Annotated in this window: 17 protein-coding genes, 1 tRNA gene and 1 other RNA gene; 10 read left to right on the top strand and 9 right to left on the bottom strand. The window is 62.4% G+C overall.

All coding sequences use genetic code 11. From position 1 onward, the window contains the following. The first annotated feature begins 27 nt into the window (after positions 1–27). The 6 genes from hisF (at position 28) to DXY04_RS06130 (ending at position 4,872) form a co-directional block, all read left to right on the top strand. Entirely contained in the window at positions 28–798 is a 771-nt protein-coding gene (gene hisF / locus DXY04_RS06105; RefSeq protein ID WP_115161406.1) for an imidazole glycerol phosphate synthase subunit HisF, read from the top strand. Then, positions 795–1,496, top strand: a complete 702-nt coding sequence (ubiE, locus tag DXY04_RS06110; RefSeq protein WP_115161407.1) for a bifunctional demethylmenaquinone methyltransferase/2-methoxy-6-polyprenyl-1,4-benzoquinol methylase UbiE — start codon at positions 795–797, stop codon at positions 1,494–1,496. Before hisF ends, ubiE begins: the two co-directional genes overlap by 4 nt. A gap of 78 nt (positions 1,497–1,574) precedes the next feature. Then, positions 1,575–1,925, top strand: coding sequence for a hypothetical protein (locus DXY04_RS06115; RefSeq protein ID WP_115161408.1), 351 nt, complete (start codon positions 1,575–1,577; stop codon positions 1,923–1,925). Between the two features lie 42 nt (positions 1,926–1,967). Continuing rightward, the gene (gene glyQ / locus DXY04_RS06120) at positions 1,968–2,858 is read left to right on the top strand and encodes a glycine--tRNA ligase subunit alpha (protein ID WP_115161409.1); all 891 of its coding nucleotides are present in this window, start codon (positions 1,968–1,970) and stop codon (positions 2,856–2,858) included. Between the two features lie 6 nt (positions 2,859–2,864). Then, positions 2,865–4,760, top strand: a complete 1,896-nt coding sequence (locus DXY04_RS06125; protein WP_115161410.1) for a ComEC/Rec2 family competence protein — start codon at positions 2,865–2,867, stop codon at positions 4,758–4,760. Between the two features lie 25 nt (positions 4,761–4,785). After that, positions 4,786–4,872 (top strand) — tRNA-Ser (locus DXY04_RS06130). 130 nt (positions 4,873–5,002) lie between these two features. Here DXY04_RS06130 and DXY04_RS06135 read toward each other — a convergent pair. Beyond that, on the bottom strand, positions 5,003–5,272 hold the full coding sequence (locus DXY04_RS06135; RefSeq protein WP_115161479.1) for a hypothetical protein: 270 nt from the start codon (positions 5,270–5,272) through the stop codon (positions 5,003–5,005). Between the two features lie 65 nt (positions 5,273–5,337). On the opposite strand from DXY04_RS06135, the gene DXY04_RS06140 reads away from it, so the two are divergent. Continuing rightward, a complete protein-coding gene (locus DXY04_RS06140; RefSeq protein WP_115161411.1) occupies positions 5,338–6,567 on the top strand; it encodes a glycosyltransferase in 1,230 nt (409 codons plus the stop codon). Between the two features lie 31 nt (positions 6,568–6,598). Continuing rightward, on the top strand, positions 6,599–7,357 hold the full coding sequence (locus tag DXY04_RS06145; protein WP_115161412.1) for a sugar transferase: 759 nt from the start codon (positions 6,599–6,601) through the stop codon (positions 7,355–7,357). 7 nt (positions 7,358–7,364) lie between these two features. On the opposite strand, the gene cbiB is transcribed toward DXY04_RS06145, so the two are convergent. The 5 genes from cbiB to DXY04_RS06170 form a co-directional block, all read right to left on the bottom strand. Beyond that, positions 7,365–8,384, bottom strand: a complete 1,020-nt coding sequence (gene cbiB / locus DXY04_RS06150) for an adenosylcobinamide-phosphate synthase CbiB (RefSeq protein ID WP_115161413.1) — start codon at positions 8,382–8,384, stop codon at positions 7,365–7,367. Between the two features lie 119 nt (positions 8,385–8,503). Then, positions 8,504–9,499, bottom strand: a complete 996-nt coding sequence (ilvC, locus tag DXY04_RS06155; RefSeq protein WP_115161414.1) for a ketol-acid reductoisomerase — start codon at positions 9,497–9,499, stop codon at positions 8,504–8,506. A gap of 62 nt (positions 9,500–9,561) precedes the next feature. Continuing rightward, complete coding sequence (locus DXY04_RS06160) at positions 9,562–10,164, bottom strand: ATP-dependent Clp protease proteolytic subunit (RefSeq protein ID WP_006851781.1); 603 nt, start codon at positions 10,162–10,164, stop codon at positions 9,562–9,564. Positions 10,165–10,217: 53 nt separating this feature from the next. Continuing rightward, complete coding sequence (locus DXY04_RS06165) at positions 10,218–10,886, bottom strand: ATP-dependent Clp protease proteolytic subunit (RefSeq protein WP_114988632.1); 669 nt, start codon at positions 10,884–10,886, stop codon at positions 10,218–10,220. Positions 10,887–10,910: 24 nt separating this feature from the next. After that, positions 10,911–12,068 (bottom strand): PIN/TRAM domain-containing protein, encoded by a 1,158-nt coding sequence (locus tag DXY04_RS06170; RefSeq protein WP_115008736.1) that lies wholly within the window; start codon positions 12,066–12,068, stop codon positions 10,911–10,913. A gap of 39 nt (positions 12,069–12,107) precedes the next feature. On the opposite strand from DXY04_RS06170, the gene hemW reads away from it, so the two are divergent. Beyond that, complete coding sequence (gene hemW, locus DXY04_RS06175; protein ID WP_115161415.1) at positions 12,108–13,313, top strand: radical SAM family heme chaperone HemW; 1,206 nt, start codon at positions 12,108–12,110, stop codon at positions 13,311–13,313. Here hemW and panB read toward each other — a convergent pair. Beyond that, positions 13,225–14,040 (bottom strand): 3-methyl-2-oxobutanoate hydroxymethyltransferase, encoded by an 816-nt coding sequence (panB, locus tag DXY04_RS06180; protein ID WP_115008738.1) that lies wholly within the window; start codon positions 14,038–14,040, stop codon positions 13,225–13,227. The two genes, hemW and panB, sit on opposite strands and share 89 nt — an antisense overlap. A gap of 43 nt (positions 14,041–14,083) precedes the next feature. Here panB and ffs point away from each other — a divergent pair. Beyond that, positions 14,084–14,181: signal recognition particle sRNA small type (gene ffs / locus DXY04_RS06185), an RNA gene on the top strand. 40 nt (positions 14,182–14,221) lie between these two features. On the opposite strand, the gene ftsZ is transcribed toward ffs, so the two are convergent. Then, positions 14,222–15,331, bottom strand: coding sequence for a cell division protein FtsZ (gene ftsZ / locus DXY04_RS06190; RefSeq protein WP_115008739.1), 1,110 nt, complete (start codon positions 15,329–15,331; stop codon positions 14,222–14,224). A gap of 117 nt (positions 15,332–15,448) precedes the next feature. Further along, entirely contained in the window at positions 15,449–16,213 is a 765-nt protein-coding gene (locus DXY04_RS06195; protein ID WP_244278600.1) for a cell division protein FtsQ/DivIB, read from the bottom strand. Positions 16,214–16,273: the final 60 nt, after the last annotated feature.

The raw sequence follows: 16,273 nt of genomic DNA on the forward strand, positions 1-16,273 counted from the left end.
CTTAACAGTCGCTTTTGCGCCGAATCGATGGTTGCTCTGCGTCTGATTCCCTGCCTGGATGTCGCCCGGGGACGGGTGGTGAAAGGTGTCAATTTCGTTGGCCTGCGCGATGCCGGTGATCCAGTGGAGCTGGCTTGCCGTTACAGCCGTGCAGGGGCGGATGAACTCGTGTTTCTCGACATCGCAGCCAGCCATGAGGGGCGCGGCACCCTGATCGACATGGTGCGTCGCACAGCTGAATCGGTCACGATTCCTTTCACGGTTGGCGGTGGGATCAGCACCGTTGAGGGAATTACCGAGTTGTTGCGGGCCGGTGCCGACAAGGTGAGTCTCAACTCCTCGGCGGTGCGGCGGCCTGAGCTGGTTCGAGAGGGGGCCGATCAGTTCGGCTGCCAGTGCATCGTCGTGGCCATTGATGCCCGGCGGCGGGATGCCGGTGGCTGGGATGTGTACGTGAAGGGAGGCCGCGAGAACACGGGCCTCGATGTTGTGGAGTGGGCCCAGCGGGTGGCTGGCCTCGGTGCTGGAGAGATCCTGCTCACCTCCATGGATGGTGATGGCACCCAGGCTGGATACGACCTCGCCCTGACACGGGCCGTTTCAAATGCGGTCCCCATCCCGGTGATCGCCTCCGGTGGCGCCGGCTGCCTCGATCACATCGCTGAGGCGTTGGACGTGGGTCCCGAGGGAGGCCATGCGTCTGCAGCCTTGCTGGCGTCGTTGCTGCACGACGGTGTCCTCACCGTGGAAGAGATCAAGCAAGATCTGCTTTCACGTGGCCTGACGATCCGTCCATGAAGCCTGGTGATCCCGCGGCGGTGGAACAGCTGTTTGACGCTGTCGCTCCCCGCTACGACCGCCTCAACGATGTGCTCAGTTTCGGGTTGCATCGCCAGTGGAAACGTCAGTTGGTGCGTGCCCTCAAGCCGGTGGCTGGCGAGCATTGGCTTGATCTGTGCTGCGGAACAGGGGACCTGGCCTTAGAACTGGGCCGCTGTGTTCGCCCCGCTGGTGCGGTAACCGGTCTGGATGCCGCCGCTGCTCCCCTGGAGCGCGCCCGCCAGCGCCAGCGCCAGCAGCCCTGGTTGCCGGTGACCTTCCAGCAAGGGGATGCTCTGCAAACCGGCTTGCCCACAGCCTGCGTGGATGGTGCCGTGATGGCCTACGGATTGCGCAATCTGGCTGACCCGCTGCAGGGGCTGAAGGAACTGCGCCGGCTGTTGAAGCCCGGCGGGCGCGCCGGTGTGCTGGATTTCAACCGTCTGCCCCAAAGCGGCGCGGCGGCTGCGTTTCAGCGCTTCTACCTGCGTCGCCTGGTGGTGCCCGCTGCCGCCTCTGTGGGTTTACGGGAGGAGTACGCCTACCTGGAGAAAAGCCTGCAGCGCTTTCCTGCGGGGCCTGAACAGGAGCGGCTGGCACGGCAGGCGGGATTTGCCGAAGCGAACCACCGCTCGCTCGTGGCCGGGCAGATGGGCGTTTTGATGCTTAGGGCATGAATCTTCACCTGCGTCGCTTGCGACACACCCCGCTGCTGACGTAGGAGAGCTGAAGAGAACGTTAAGGGGGGTTCCGGTTTGGCGTTTCCGCTGCCGAAGCTGCTGCCCCGCATCGAAGAGCTGCTTCAGGAAGTGCAGTGGCTGGATGGTCTGATCCTGATCACCGACTCCGCCCGCGCCTGTTTCGTCTCTTTCTCGCAGGTGGACCCACTGTTGCGTCGCCTGCGCCAGCGCCCCAAGGGGCCGGAAGTGGCTGAAAAACTCTGCATGTCCTTGCTGGATTGCCATGGCAAGGGGGGTGCAAAGCCCGTCCTGGTCTTTCAGGGGGATGGCAGTTTCTGGCTCGGAATGATTGGTCCAAGCGGCAACAATCCGCATCGCCATCACGCCATCGCGCACCTCCACCGTTGCCTGGCTTTGGAGGGCTGACCGGCCACTGGGCAGAATCGGAACCCAGGACGCCCCGGCCCAGTGCATTTTCAGGACATCATCAGCACGCTCAACCGGTTCTGGGCGGACCAGGGCTGTCTGTTGCTGCAGCCCTACGACACCGAGAAGGGTGCCGGCACCATGAGCCCCCACACGGTGCTCCGAGCGATTGGCCCTGAGCCCTGGGCCGTGGCCTATCCCGAACCCTGCCGTCGCCCCACCGACGGCCGTTATGGCGACAACCCCAACCGGGCTCAGCACTATTTTCAGTACCAGGTGCTGATCAAGCCATCCCCAGATGGCATCCAGGAGATCTACCTGGCGTCACTGGAGGCGCTGGGCATCAAGGCCGCTGACCACGACATCCGTTTCGTCGAAGACAACTGGGAGTCCCCAACCCTCGGCGCCTGGGGTGTGGGCTGGGAAGTGTGGCTCGACGGCATGGAGGTGACCCAGTTCACCTATTTCCAGCAATGCGGCGGCATCGATTGCAAGCCCGTTTCGATTGAGATCACTTACGGGCTTGAGCGGCTGGCGATGTATCTCCAAGACGTGGAAAGCATCTGGGACCTCAGCTGGAACAGCGAGCGCAGTTATGGCGAGATCTGGCTGCCGTTTGAAAAGGGGCAGTGTCACTTCAACTTTGAGGCTTCCAACCCCGAGCGGCTCAAGCAGTTGTTCGCCATCTATGAAGCAGAAGCGGCAGATCTGATCGAGAAGCAGCTGCCGGCACCGGCCTTGGATTTCGTTTTGAAGTGCAGCCACACCTTCAACCTGCTGGAGGCCCGTGGCGTGATTTCCGTGACGGAGCGCACCGCCACCATCGGTCGGATCCGCAACCTGGCCCGCAAGGTGGCCGAGGCCTGGCTGGCGGAACGGGAGGCCCTTGGTTTCCCGCTCTTGAAAGGGGGAACTCTCGAGACAGCGGCCTGATGGTTTCTGCGTCGACGTCGTTCTGCTGATGCCATTGCCCTCTGTCTCCTGGCGCTCCTTGTGCTTCGAGGGGTGTTGTGGGGGGCGCCGACGCCGAGCCGAGCCGATCCATCTCGCCTGATCCAGGCGCCACCGGCGACCGTGGCGATCAGCGGGCGCTTGCTTGCCGATGTGCGCCGTTTTCCCACGGGGTGTTCCGGTCTGTTGGAGGTGGATCGGGTAGAGGCTCGCGGGGTTGAGGGACGAACCGAGCTGCAGTTTCCTGAGTGCCCTGCACCCCTTTTGCAGGGCTGGCGTGTCCAGGCCACGGGGGTGCTGAGGCGTCCGCTGCCAGCGGTACACCCGCTGTTGCCGGGATCGGCAGAACGTTTGGCCCGCCAAGGCAGTTGGAGTCAGCTGCGGGTCGAGAGCATCGAAGTGCTGCAGCGTCCATGGACGCCGTTGGCTGATCTGCGGCGCGATGTTGCTCAACGGCTGCAACAGGCCATGGGGCCGCGGCGGGGAGGTTTCCTGGCTGCACTGGTGCTGGGCAGCGCCCAGGTGCAGCTCCCGGAAGACATCCGAGCGGCGTTCCGCATGGCCGGCTTGTCCCATGCCCTGGCGGCATCGGGTTTTCACCTCTCCGTACTGCTCGGCAGTGTGCTGATGCTGGCCCGCCGCTGGCCTCCTGGCCTGCGGCTTTCACTGGCGGCCATGGCGCTGCTGCTGTTTCTCTGTCTTGCCGGAGCTCAGCCATCGGTGGTGCGGGCGGTGCTGATGGCTGCGATGGCCTTGCTGATTCGTGAGGCAGGTCATCACAGCCGTCCCGTCAGTGTGTTGGTGTTGACGCTCAGCGGCATGTTGCTGTTGCGACCGGCCTGGGCCCTATCGATTGGTTTTCAACTCAGTGCGGCGGCCACCGCTGGACTGATCCTGACGGCTCCTCGCCTCGAGAAGGCTGTTCAAGCGTGGTTGCCGGATCGCTGCCAGGGCCTGGCAGCAGCGTTGTCCATCCCTGTGGCGGCCTTGCTCTGGACACTGCCGCTGCAGTTGCTCCATTTCGGTGCCATGCCGTTGTACGCCCTGGTTGCGAATCTTCTTGTTGCCCCGCTGCTGGCGCCGCTCACGCTGCTGGCCATGCTTTCGGCACTTTTGGTTCTCGTGGGGCCTACGGCTGTGCTGCCCCTGCTGCTGTGGCCTGTTCATCAGTTGTCGGGCCTGATGATCACCATGGCCAGCTGGATCAGCCACTGGCCTGGGGCTCAACTGCTCACCGGACGTCCCCAGGTGTGGGTGGTTGCCTTGCTGGTGCTGGGCTTGCTGCCCTGGTTGCTGGAGGCAGGGCTCTTCCGCCGCTGCTGGTCGATGATCCCCCTGTCAACCGCCCTACTCGTCCACGGCCTCGTGCAGTTGAGCGATGGTTTGTTGACGGTGGAGCGCTCTGATCGTCACTGGTTGCTGGCTCGCCATCGTGGGCGTGCCGCTCTGGTGAGCACCCATGGCGATGCGCGCAGTTGCCAGATGGCCAAGAAGCTCGCCGCTGTGCACGGCCACGCCCGTTTGGACTGGGTGCTGCTTTTGGATCCTGAGGCCACAGACGTGCTGGCCTGCTGGCAAGCGCTGGCCCACCGCGTTGAGGCTCCCCAGCAAGGCCAAGCTCCCATCGCCATCGGCCAGGTGCTGCGTAGCGATGGCCTCTCGGTGCAGCGCCTGCAGTCTCGCTCTGGAGCACTGGTGATGCGGGTGGGGCATCAGCGCTGGCAGCTGGTCCCAAGCCCTCAGGCCTTGTGGGCACTGAAGCAGCGGCAGCGATCAGAACCCCGGCAGCTGATCACCGGAACCTGGCTGGGGTTTAAGCCTTCCGCACCCCAGCGCCGTTGGCTTCTGAAGCATGGAGCAGGTGCCCGGTTCGTCGGCCTTTAAACTGGCGGTACGCCTAAGGGCGTGTGGAGAGGTGGCAGAGTCCGGTTGATCGCGCACGACTCGAAATCGTGTAGGGGTAACACCCTCGTGGGTTCGAATCCCACCCTCTCCGTTTTGTTGACCGTCGAATAAAGAGATTGCTTGATTAAGAGTTGATGAATCAATGTCTCTAGCGGCTGATTGCAACTACTTGAGCTTCGTACTTATTGATTGGGTCTTTAAAGGGTATCTCTGTGTTGTTTTTATGAATGAAACAGCAGAACCAGCCCCTGCTCCACTTGATGAAATTCTCGTTCCTCCCGGCTGAGGTCGAGCCCAACATTGAGCCCTTCTTTGAGTGCGTCCTCAAAGGGCGGTGTTGATGGCGGAGCGCTGTCAATCCAAAGTGCCGCTATTCCAATAGCTGTGGCATGCCAACGGAATCGGCTCGTTGTGCCGATGTCCGGTTCATTCAACGCCTCCTCCAGGAGGATGTTGATGGTGATGTTCGTGCTGGACATGTGCACCAGCATCGTGATCTTGGCCTGCTCCTGCAATGAGCTGAGAGACTTCGTAGCGTTCGCCCCGCTCCAGAGGGATGGCCTCGGCTTCGGATCACCTTCCTCAGCGCATCGCTCTGGTTCATGAGTGGTTCTCGCCTCGTTCTGTCGGTGGAGCAGAACAGGTTGTTCAAGAGGTTGATTCCCTTCTGCGCAGCCTCGGCTGCGAGCCGCAGATGGCGGCCCTGATCGACGCCGAATCTCGACGGCCGGGCAGTTGGTTGCACGGACGCTCCATCCTCACCAGCCCGATTCAGCGCCTGCCATGGGGGCGCAGCCATGTGCAGCAGTACCTGCCGCTGCTGCCCTTTGCTATCGAACAGATCGATCTTGGTGCTGCTGAGCTGGTGATCAGCAGCAGCCACCTGGTTGCCAAGGGTGTGCTGACGTCTCCGGACCAGCTGCACATCAGTTATGTGCACACACCCGTGCGTTACGCCTGGGACCAGATGCACGCTTATCTGCAGCGTTCGGCGCTGGCTCGGCGTGGTCTAGGCCCTTTGATTCGCTGGCAGTTGCATGCTCTGCGGCAATGGGACCAACTCAGTGCTCAGCGGGTGGACCACCTCATTGCCAACTCCCGTTTCACGGCGCGTCGAATTCGCAAGTACTGGGGGCGGGAGGCCCGCGTGATCCATCCCCCCGTGGAGGTGGAGCGCTTTCGCTGGAATGCCGATCGAGACGACGTCTACCTCTGTCTGTGTCGTTTGGTTCCGTACAAGCGGGTGGATCTTGTGGTGGACGCCTTCAACCGCTTGGGTCTACCCCTGCTTGTGGTGGGGGATGGTCCGGAGAAGGCGCGATTGGAGGCTCTGGCTGGCCCCACGGTCACCTTGCTCGGCCGTCAGTCCCAGCAGCAGGTGGAAGAGCTCATGGCCCGTTGTCGGGCATTTGTGTATGCCGGCTTGGAGGACTTCGGCATTGCTCCGGTGGAAGCAATGGCGTCCGGGGCTCCGGTGATTGGGTTGGGGCGGGGTGGTTTGTTGGACACAGTGCGTTGTGCGGCTGCCGGGATTCCTGATCCCACTGGGGTGCTGTTCCCGGAACAAAGCGTCGAGTCGTTGGTGCAGGCCGTGGAGTGGTTTGAACAAGAACGTATTTGGCGTTCTCTGGATGCAGAGGCCATTCATGCGTGGGCCGAGCGCTTCAGGCCGGAAGCCTTTGCGGCGCGCTTTGAATCGGCTCTGCGAACAGCCTGGAGCGACCATCAGCGGGGCTGTGCCGTTACAGCGAGTGACCCTGCGGAGATGTCAGGGCTGCACCTGTGACGTTGAGTGTGGTGAGTCCCAGGTTGAGCCTTTGACCTCGGCCTCCCGGCCATCCTTGATTCAGTCCGCAGGGCGTGCAGCTCGCCGTGGCAAGTACAAGCTGCACCTTGCGCTGATCTCAGCTCCGCCATCGGATCTGTCGACCGGCACGCTGATTCGCCATCAGAACCGTTGGGGCCGAGTCTTCAAGCGCACCGGAGACATTGTTTTTTCTCTGGCCGTACTCAGCATCGGTTCACCGGTGTTGCTGCTTCTGGCGGGGTTGGTGAAGCTCAGTTCACCGGGGCCTGTGTTTTACGTTCAGCGTCGGGTGGGCCGGAGCTACCAACGTTTTGGCTGCATCAAGTTCCGCACCATGCGGGCCGATGCGGATGCCGTTCTTGCGCGTGTTCTGGAGGCAGATTCCTCACTGCGTGCTGAGTTCGAGCGCGACTTCAAGTTGAAACGTGATCCCCGGATCACTCCCCTGGGCCGTTTCCTGCGCCGCTCGAGTCTTGATGAGCTTCCACAGTTCTTGAATGTTCTGCGTGGGGAGATGAGCGTGGTCGGTCCACGCCCAATCGTTGAGAAAGAACTGGTTCGTTATGGCCCCTACATGGATGAAGTTGCCTCAGTCCGCCCTGGGTTGACCGGCCTTTGGCAAGTGAGTGGCAGAAACAACTTGAGTTACAAGAAGCGGGTCAAGCTTGATCTGGCCTATGCCCGTGGTCGTTCGTTCGGCCTGGACTTTGCCATCATCCTGCGCACATTTGGTGTGTTGCTCCTGCCGATGGATCGAGGTGCTTACTGACTTTTGCTCAGCGGCTCATTGCCCATTGGATGATCCCAAGACCACTCAGCCAGACGATCTCCAGTCGGCTTGATGCCTTCAGAACAGCTCTAACCAGAGACCCGTTTGCCGTTGGTTGGCCGGCCCCAAGCACAGGTTTCTGCACCAAGCGCTCTCTATACCTGTTCTCGCCGCCAAGTTGGATCCCGATGCAGTGGGCGTAGATCGCTTCTGAACGACCTGCATTGGGGGATGGATCCGAAGAGCCATCCAGCTCTGCCGCCTGCACCCGTTGCACCCATTGCGTCCAGGGTGGGCAGACCAAGGGCAGCGTCAGCATGACCAGACGGCAGGGCAGCCAGGTGAGGAGATCATCGAGGCGAGCGCCGGCTGTCCCCAACCAGCGCAGCCGGCCGCTGCGGTACCCGAGCATGGAATCCAGCGTGCTGCTGGCCTTGAAGCCCCAGGCCAGAGCCAGCGGACCAGGGCCAAAGGGCAGGACCATCCACAGCAGGGCACCGATCCCCATCCAGAACAGTGGTGCGAAGACGCCATCCACGGCATTCTCTGAGGCTGTTTCAGCTGCGGCTCTGAGCAGTCCCGTGCGATCCAGACTCTGAACGTCGCGTCCAACGATCCAGCTCAAGTTCCGGCGGGCTGGTTCGAGATCCCCCTCCGCTGCTGAGGGAAGTGCATCCACCACGGCGAGCACACTGTCCTTGAGGCTGCGAGCCGCCAGGGCGCTGGCGAGGCTCAAGGTCAGTACCGGAATGCTGAGCCATCCCCATGGGGAGGGAAGCCACAGCAGCCGCTCCAGACACCAGCCCGTCAGAACGCTGCCAAGCACAAGGGTCAGGCTGATCAAGCCTCCCCCGATCCGCAGCTTGATCGGATGGTCCCCCGCCCATCGCTCGACCCAATGGCGCAACTGCTGAATGCTCCACCCCATCACCACCACGGGGTGGAGCCACCGGCGCGGGTCACCGATCAGCCGATCAATCACGGCTGCCCCGATCACCAGCAGGCCTCCCAACGCTTCTGAACTCATGGGATGGGAGTGGCCAGAAACCAACAAAAATCCCCGCTCTGCACCGTTAGGGCAACAGAGCGGGGGGTGAGCTGAGTGATGGTGTCTGATGCCACCGGCTGTTCAGCGCTTGCGCTGGATCAGGCGTCCTTCAGCCAGCTGAACATCGAGCGCAGACCTTTGCCCACTTTCTCGATCGGATGCTGGGAATCACGGTCGCGAACCTTCTTCATTTCCGGCTTGCCGGCTTCGCATTCGGCCACGAAGTTCCTGGCGAAGGTGCCGTCCTGGATGTCTACCAGAACGCGCTTCATCTCGGCCTTGGTGTCGGCGGTGATCAGACGGGGGCCGCTGACGTAGTCGCCGTACTCCGCGGTGTTGGAGATCGAATCGCGCATGGAGGTCAGTCCTCCCTTCACCATCAGATCCACAATCAGCTTCACTTCGTGCAGGCACTCGAAGTAAGCCAATTCGGGCTGGTAGCCCGCTTCCACCAGGGTCTCGAAACCAGCCTTCACGAGTTCAGACAGACCGCCACACAGCACAGCCTGCTCACCGAACAGGTCGGTTTCGGTCTCTTCCTTGAAGTTGGTCTCCAGAATGCCGGCACGGGTGCCACCGATTCCCTTGGCATAGGCCATTGCCATGCCGCGGGCGTTGCCGGAGGCGTCCTGTTCGATGGCGAACAAGGCGGGCACGCCCTGGCCGTTCTGGTACTCCCAACGCACGGTGTGGCCAGGGCCCTTCGGGGCGATCATCACCACATCCACATCGGCGGGGGGCTTGATCAGCTCGAAACGGATGTTGAAGCCGTGGGCGAAGCTGAGCACCTTGCCTGCACTCAGGTGGGGTGCGATTTCCTTCTCGTAGACGTCCTTCTGGAATTCGTCGGGCAGCAAGACCATGATCCAGTCGGCCTTGGCTGAGGCATCGGCCACGCTCAGCACTTCAAGGCCGTCCGCCTTGGCTTTTTCGGCGGAGCGGCTGCCGTCATAGAGGCCCACCACCACGTTCACGCCTGAATCCTTCAGGTTCAGAGCGTGGGCATGACCCTGGGAGCCATAACCAATGATGGCCACGGTCTTGCCGTTCAGCAGACCGAGATCGGCGTCGGAGTCGTAAAAGAGCTGGGCCATCCGGGGCGGGCTTGCGGAACACTGCAGTGGACGAGCTTACGCAGCGGCCTGCCCCGTTCGGTTCAGGCCTCGTTCGGATGGGAGATGACACGGTCGATCAGGCCGTATTCCTTGGCTTCTTCGGCGCTGAGGAAGTAGTCCCGGTCGGTGTCCTTCTCGATCTTCTCGAAGCTCTGGCCACTCATGTCGGCCAGGGAGCGGTTGAGCATTTCCTTCATCCGCAGGATCTCCCGTGCTTCGATCTCGATGTCACTGGCCTGGCGACGGCTGGTGCCGCCGAGGGGCTGGTGAATCATGATCCGGCTGTGGGGCAGGGCGACCCGCTTGCCTTTGGTGCCAGCCGCGAGAAGGAAGGCACCCATGGATGCAGCAAGGCCAACGCAGATGGTCACCACCTCGCTCTTGACGTACTGGATGGTGTCGTAGATCGCCAGTCCAGCCGTGACGGAGCCACCGGGGGAGTTGATGTACAGGTAGATCGGCTTGCTGCTGTCTTCCGAGTCCAGATAGAGCATCTGGGCCACCAGGCTGTTGGCGATGCCGTCGTTGACCTCAGAGCCAAGGAAGAGGATCCTCTCCACCCCGAGACGGGTGTAGATGTCGACCCAGCGCTCCATCTGGCTGCCGGGCAGGCGGTAGGGAACGCTGGGGGTACCGATCGGCATGGTTCAGAACGTTGATGAAGGAAGGGCAGGAGGGTTGGGTCTGATGCCGTCGGTCAGACGGGGGGATTGCCAGGCAGGTCCTTGCGGCTGCTGAGCACGCGGTCGATCAGTCCGTACTCAACGGCTTGTTGAGGGGTGAGGTAGCTCATCCGATCGGAGTCCTTGCTCAGCTCCTCCACAGAACGACCTGTGTTGGTGGAGAGGATCTCGAGCATCGCCTGCTTGTTGTGCAGCACTTCTTTGGCCCGGATCTGGATGTCCGTCGCCTGGCCGCGGGCGCCGCTGCGGGGCTGGTGCAGAACAATGGAGGAGTGAGGCAGTGCGGCCCGTTGACCTTTGGTCCCTGCCGAAAGAATCACTGCCGCGGTGCCCATGGCCTGGCCGATGCAGATGGTGTGCACCGGAGGCTTCACGTAGCGGAGGGTGTCGCAGATGGCGAAGGCTTCGGTCTCGAATCCGATCGCATCACCCGAGTACCAGCTGGTACCAGTGGAGTTGATATAGAAGTAAATCGGCTTCTCTGGGTTGTCGAACTCCAGATAAAGCAGCTGAGCAATGATCAGCTCAGTCACGTCAATGCCCATCTGACGCTTGGCGTCGTCGTCAGAGAACAGGGGCAAGCCCAGGTAGACGATTCGCTCCTTGAGCAGGAGTGAGGGAAGGTCAGGAGGTGGTGTGCGCATCACGGCGCTGTCGCCGTAGTACGGGGCCGAAGTTGTCATCTCCACCATCGCGGTGGGGCGAGCCTAGCCGGGGTCAGCGGGCTTGCGGTTGCTGGTTTTGGCCGGTTTTCCCTGACTTTTCGATTTGGATGAGGGCTTGGTGTCGGTTGATGCATCGTTCTCGTCCAACCGTGCAAACACCATGCGGCCGGTTGGGGTTTGCAGGGCACCGGTCACCACCACAGGTTTGCGTTGGCCGATCAGCGATTTCGCCTCGTTGACCACCACCATCGTTCCGTCATCGAGGTAGCCGACACCCTGGCTGTCCTCCTTGCCCTCTCGCACGATCTTGAGTTTGAGCTCGTCGCCGGGTTGCACTTCAGGCCTCAACGCGATCACCAGCTCACTCAGATTCATCACCTTCAGGTCTTTGACCTGGGCCACCTGCGCGAGGTTGAAGTCTGCGGTCACCAGCGTGCCGCCGGTATCGGATGCCAACTGCAGCAATCGGTCGTCCGTTCCCTTGCCGTCGTAACGGGTGCTGTTGATCACCAACCGCCGCCCGTAGGTTTCCCGCAGATCCTTCAGAAGCTTCAGGCCACGTCGGCCCTTGGCCCGCTTTTCGATGTTGGTGGAATCCGACAGCTGCTGCATTTCATCGATCACCGATTCGGCAACGATCACCTGCCCTTCCAGCAATCCGCAGGCGAGCATGCCGCGGATCCGGCCATCGATGATCACGCTCGTGTCCAGGATCTTGGCCGTGGCGGGGGTCAGCACCCCATCAGCCACCAGCAGCGCCTCCGTGCTCGCGGGATTGAACAGGCGCAGCAGCGTGCGGCCGTGAACTTCCGCCAGGTTGCTTCCGAGAATGCCAAAAAAGACATTGCTCACCACCGCCAGAAGGGGTTTGAGCAGAACAATTCCTCCGGAGAACGGAAGCAGCAGAACAGGCAGCAGCAGCAGGTTGGCCACCAGCAACCCCAGGATCAGGCCGACAGCCCGGCTCACCAGCAGATCAGTGGGCATGGTGCGCACCTGTTGCATCAGGCGCACCCGCAGCTTTTTGAACACCAGGCCTGCGATCAAGCCAATGCCACCGCCAGCTCCGCTGAGCTGGAGACGCAACTGTTCAGCATTGGTGGTTGCACTCACCAGGCCGTCGGGCAGCAAGTGAATCCCCATCCACCCGGCAGCTGCACCGGAAACCACAAACAGAAGCAGGATGAGCGGATCCACCATGGGTTCAGGTCGTGGCAGCTCGATCCGGATGCCAGAAGCATGCCTTATCCCATCCCGCCCCGCAGCGCCTACCTCCACATTCCCTTCTGCCACCGGCGCTGTTACTACTGCGATTTCGCCGTGGTTCCCCTGGGGGACCAAGCCCGCGCCGAGGATGGGCCTGGCAGTCGCTCGATCCGTGAGTACCTCAGCCTGCTGCATCGGGAAATCGCCTCTGCCCCAGGGGGTCCTCCCTTATCCACCGTGTACATCGGCGGGGGAACGCCATCGCTGTTGTGCCCCGATCAGATCGGAGCACTGATCGATGCCTTGGCCAACAAATTCGGTCTTCAACCGGGTGCGGAAATCACCCTGGAGATGGATCCGGCCACCTTTGATGCCGCGCAGTTGGCCTCCGTTCTGGCCCATGGCGTGAACCGCATCAGCCTGGGGGGGCAGAGCTTTGATGATGCGGTGCTCGAGCAGCTGGGGCGTCGGCATCGCCAGAGTGACCTCCATGCGGCGATCGACTGGCTGGTTCAGGCCTGGCGCGATGGCGCGCTTCGGTCCTGGAGTCTCGATCTCATCCAGAACCTCCCGGGCCAGACCCTGGCCGGGTGGGATGCGCAGTTGGATCAGGCCATTGCCAGTCAGGCTCCCCATCTCTCGATTTACGACCTCTCGGTGGAGCCGGGCACGGTGTTTGATCGCCAACGAACGCTTGGCCTGTTGCAGTTGCCGGAGGACGACCTGGCCGTTGCCTTGATGGAGCGGACCACACAACGGCTGTCGGCTGCTGGACTCAGCCGCTACGAGATTTCCAACCACGCCCGTCCGGGCCATGCCTCCCGTCACAACCGGGTGTACTGGAGCGGTGCCGGCTGGTGGGGTTTTGGCATGGGAGCGACATCAGCACCCTGGGGGGTGCGTTTGGCGCGACCCCGCACCCGCGCCGCCTACGCGGAATGGCTGGATCATCCTCCTGAGGAATCAGTCGCCGAGGCTGGACTCCCCCTGGATGATCAATTGCTGGTGGGTCTGCGGCGCCGGGAAGGGGTGACCCTTCAAGGTCTTGATGCCGATGCCCTGGTGCGCCGCTGGCAACCGTTCGTTGAGCGTGGATGGCTGCAGCAGCGGGCAGGCCGTTGGTGCCTCACCGACCCCGAGGGCATGGCCCTCAGCAATCAGGTGCTGATTGAGGTGATTCTGTGGTGGGAAGAGTGTTGTTCCGGGTCTGCTGGACCCAACCCTTCAACGCGTCGATGAACAGGCGGCGGCCATCCACCAGCGCTGGGCTGAAGGGAGGTTGTTTGGCGGTGAGCCCCAGCAGGTCTGCGGTGACGCGCACCTGGCCGTCGCAGCCGTCACCTGCCCCGATGCCGATCACCGGGATGGTCAGGGCCTGCTGCACCCGGCACGCCAGCTCGGCAGGAACATGTTCCAGCACCAGCGAGAAGCAGCCCTTCTGCTCGAGGGTGCGCGCCTGATCGACCAGGCGTTCCTGGCTGATGGCGTCCGTGGCCTGGCGCCTGTACCCCAGGCGATGCACGGCCTGCGGGGTGAGGCCCAGATGCCCCATCACGGGAATGCCCATGCGCACAAGACGGTCGATTACGGCGACAACCTCGGGTTCCGCCCCCTCCAATTTCACCGCCGCTGCGCTGGACTCCTTCAATAAACGCCCTGCAGCCGCCACGGCGCGGTCTTCGCCGCACTGGTAGCTGAGAAAGGGCAGGTCACAGACCAGCAGGGGCTGATCGGCCGGCATGGCCGTCAATCCCCTGGCGACTGCCTGGGTGTGATGGAGCATCTGGTCCAGGCTCACCGGGAGTGTTGTGGCATGGCCCAGCGCCACCATCGCCAGTGAATCACCGATCAGCAGCACGTCTGCACCGGCGGCCTCGGCCAGAGCTGCAGAGAGGCTGTCCCAAGCGGTGAGCACGGCGATGGGTTGGCCCTTCTGCTTGAAGCGGGTCAGATCAGAAGGACGCATGCAGCTTCAGAACCCCTCGGGGGCTCATTGCTAGCATTCGGCCGATTCGGGCCCATGCGGCTCTGACGCCCAAATCTGGTCAGGACCGGAAGGGAGCAGCCACACGGGATGCTCAGGGCAGGCGTGGGTTCCGGGTCACCACATTCAAATGAGCTGTCAGACCGGGGGTCTGACAGCGATCTCACAAGCTTCCGTTGTCCTGTTGCTGACGGCGACGCAGGAACTCAGGAATGCGGGCGCCGTTCTCTTCGGGCTCCCCACGATTCAGCATTCCGGGCACGGAGCGGCTGCGCTCGCTGCGGTACGGCTGCTTGTTCTCGAAGCCTGTAGCGATCACCGTCACGTGGATCTCCCCTTCGAGGGCCTCATCCACCACAGCGCCCACGATGATGTTGGCTTCGGGATCGACAACGTCGTAAATCACCTCGGAAGCAGTGGTCATGTCCTCCAGGGTCATGTCCTTACCACCGCTGATGTTGATCACACAGCCCTTGGCGCCATCGATGCGCTCGGTTTCTAGCAGCGGGCTTGCAATCGCGGCTTGGGCTGCTTCCACTGCTCTTGAGCGACCGGAACCGATGCCAATGCCCAGCAGTGCTGTGCCTGCTTCGGTCATCACGGAGCGAACGTCAGCAAAGTCAACGTTCACCAGGCCCGGGCAGGTGATGATGTCGCTGATGCCTTTGACGCCCATGCGCAGGACGTCGTCCGCACTCCGGAAGGCTTCCTGAAGGGGAGCTCCGCCGATGGCATCACGCAGGCGGTCGTTGGGGATCACGATCAGGGTGTCAACGTGTTCCGCCAACCGAGCGATGCCTTCGTCAGCCTGACGCATGCGACGACGGCCCTCGAAGCTGAACGGCTTGGTCACGATGCCCACGGTGAGAGCACCGACTTCACGGGCCACTTCGGCCACCACTGGTGCTGCACCAGTCCCCGTTCCACCGCCCATGCCAGCGGCAATGAACACCAGATCTGAGCCCTGCAGTGCATCGTGCAGATCCGTGCGGGATTCTTCAGCTGCCTTCTGGCCGATGGTGGGGTTGCCGCCGGCACCCAGTCCGCGGGTCAGGGTCTGCCCCAACTGCAGCCGTTGCTGGGCCTGCGACTGGATCAGGGCCTGGGCATCGGTGTTGAGAACGCGGTATCCAACCCCCTCAAGGTCGCTGAGGATCATTCGGTTGACGGCATTGCTGCCGCCACCCCCAACGCCGATGACCTCGATGCGGGCGGACTGGCTGGGCTGGATACCAGCTGCCGTGAAAGACCCTGAGCCGCTCACCATCTCCATCGTCGAGGCAGAACCGTGTGGTTGCGTTGCATTATGTCCCTGAAGCCTTGTCTCGGCTTCAACAGATCACAAACCAGGAGCTGAGGTTGTGGTCTCCAGATTTTCCACCCGAAGGTTTCAGGGTTCAGTTTTGGGCTGCTTGGGGGCGGGTGGCGCCGGCAGTTGCAGTTCCGGGCGGTCCGGATTGCTGAGATCAAGGCTGCTGTGATGGGCCCCGCGCAGGTGCTTTGGCAACGTCCGGTTCAGATGGAGGATCGTTTCGATCTGGGTGTTTAAGAGGGCCGGTTCGCCACCGAGATCAATCCGGCCAAGCTCGGTGGTGATCAGACTGATGTTGCCGTCGGGATCAAGCACGATGGCTTTCAGCATCCCGGCGAAGCGATTCCGTTGTTGCAGCAGCGCAGCGACCTGATCGCGTTGCGTGCTATTCCAGCCGCGCACCATGATCTCCGTGAGCGGATCTGCTACGGCGTCGCTCAGGGGAATCCATTCACCTGCGGCGTTGAGCAGCCCCCGTTCCCGTCCAGCGGGTCCCCGACGCTCAGCGCGTGCGATGGGAATCTCCGGCTTCAGGCTGATGACGAGGCGAGCGGGGAACATCCGGCGCTGCACGTGAGCGCTGTGAACCGGTAAGACCCCGACCAGCTGTTGTTCCAGCTCCCTCGGACTGACCTCCAGCAGGGGTGAGGGAAAGCGAAGCTTGGCCGCCTCGATCACCTGATTGGTTTCAAGGTCAGCACCACCGGTCAGGATCACTGCCTCAGGGCTCCGCAGCGTCCAGCCATGGCGCAGCAAGATCCAGCTGAATCCGCCACTGAGCAGCAGCAAGGCCACAAAGCGCCAGAGCTGAAGCAACAGGGTCTGGCGGCGCTGTCGGCGCAAGTCCCGGCGCCGGGCGACCTGCGCGGAAACCGGCCTTTGGGAGGATTTGTTGTTGGTCGA

This window comes from Synechococcus sp. UW86 (genome assembly GCF_900474085.1).
GTDB lineage: Bacteria > Cyanobacteriota > Cyanobacteriia > PCC-6307 > Cyanobiaceae > Parasynechococcus.

Coding starts and splice junctions, on each gene's coding strand:
- hisF (WP_115161406.1), top strand. CDS start 28: ATGGTTGCTCTGCGTCTGATTCCCTGCCTGGATGTCGCCCGGGGACGG.
- ubiE (WP_115161407.1), top strand. CDS start 795: ATGAAGCCTGGTGATCCCGCGGCGGTGGAACAGCTGTTTGACGCTGTC.
- DXY04_RS06135 (WP_115161479.1), bottom strand. CDS start 5,272: ATGCTGGTGCACATGTCCAGCACGAACATCACCATCAACATCCTCCTG.
- DXY04_RS06140 (WP_115161411.1), top strand. CDS start 5,338: ATGGCCTCGGCTTCGGATCACCTTCCTCAGCGCATCGCTCTGGTTCAT.
- cbiB (WP_115161413.1), bottom strand. CDS start 8,384: ATGAGTTCAGAAGCGTTGGGAGGCCTGCTGGTGATCGGGGCAGCCGTG.
- ilvC (WP_115161414.1), bottom strand. CDS start 9,499: ATGGCCCAGCTCTTTTACGACTCCGACGCCGATCTCGGTCTGCTGAAC.
- DXY04_RS06160 (WP_006851781.1), bottom strand. CDS start 10,164: ATGCCGATCGGTACCCCCAGCGTTCCCTACCGCCTGCCCGGCAGCCAG.
- DXY04_RS06165 (WP_114988632.1), bottom strand. CDS start 10,886: ATGACAACTTCGGCCCCGTACTACGGCGACAGCGCCGTGATGCGCACA.
- DXY04_RS06170 (WP_115008736.1), bottom strand. CDS start 12,068: ATGGTGGATCCGCTCATCCTGCTTCTGTTTGTGGTTTCCGGTGCAGCT.
- hemW (WP_115161415.1), top strand. CDS start 12,108: ATGCCTTATCCCATCCCGCCCCGCAGCGCCTACCTCCACATTCCCTTC.
- panB (WP_115008738.1), bottom strand. CDS start 14,040: ATGCGTCCTTCTGATCTGACCCGCTTCAAGCAGAAGGGCCAACCCATC.
- ftsZ (WP_115008739.1), bottom strand. CDS start 15,331: ATGGAGATGGTGAGCGGCTCAGGGTCTTTCACGGCAGCTGGTATCCAG.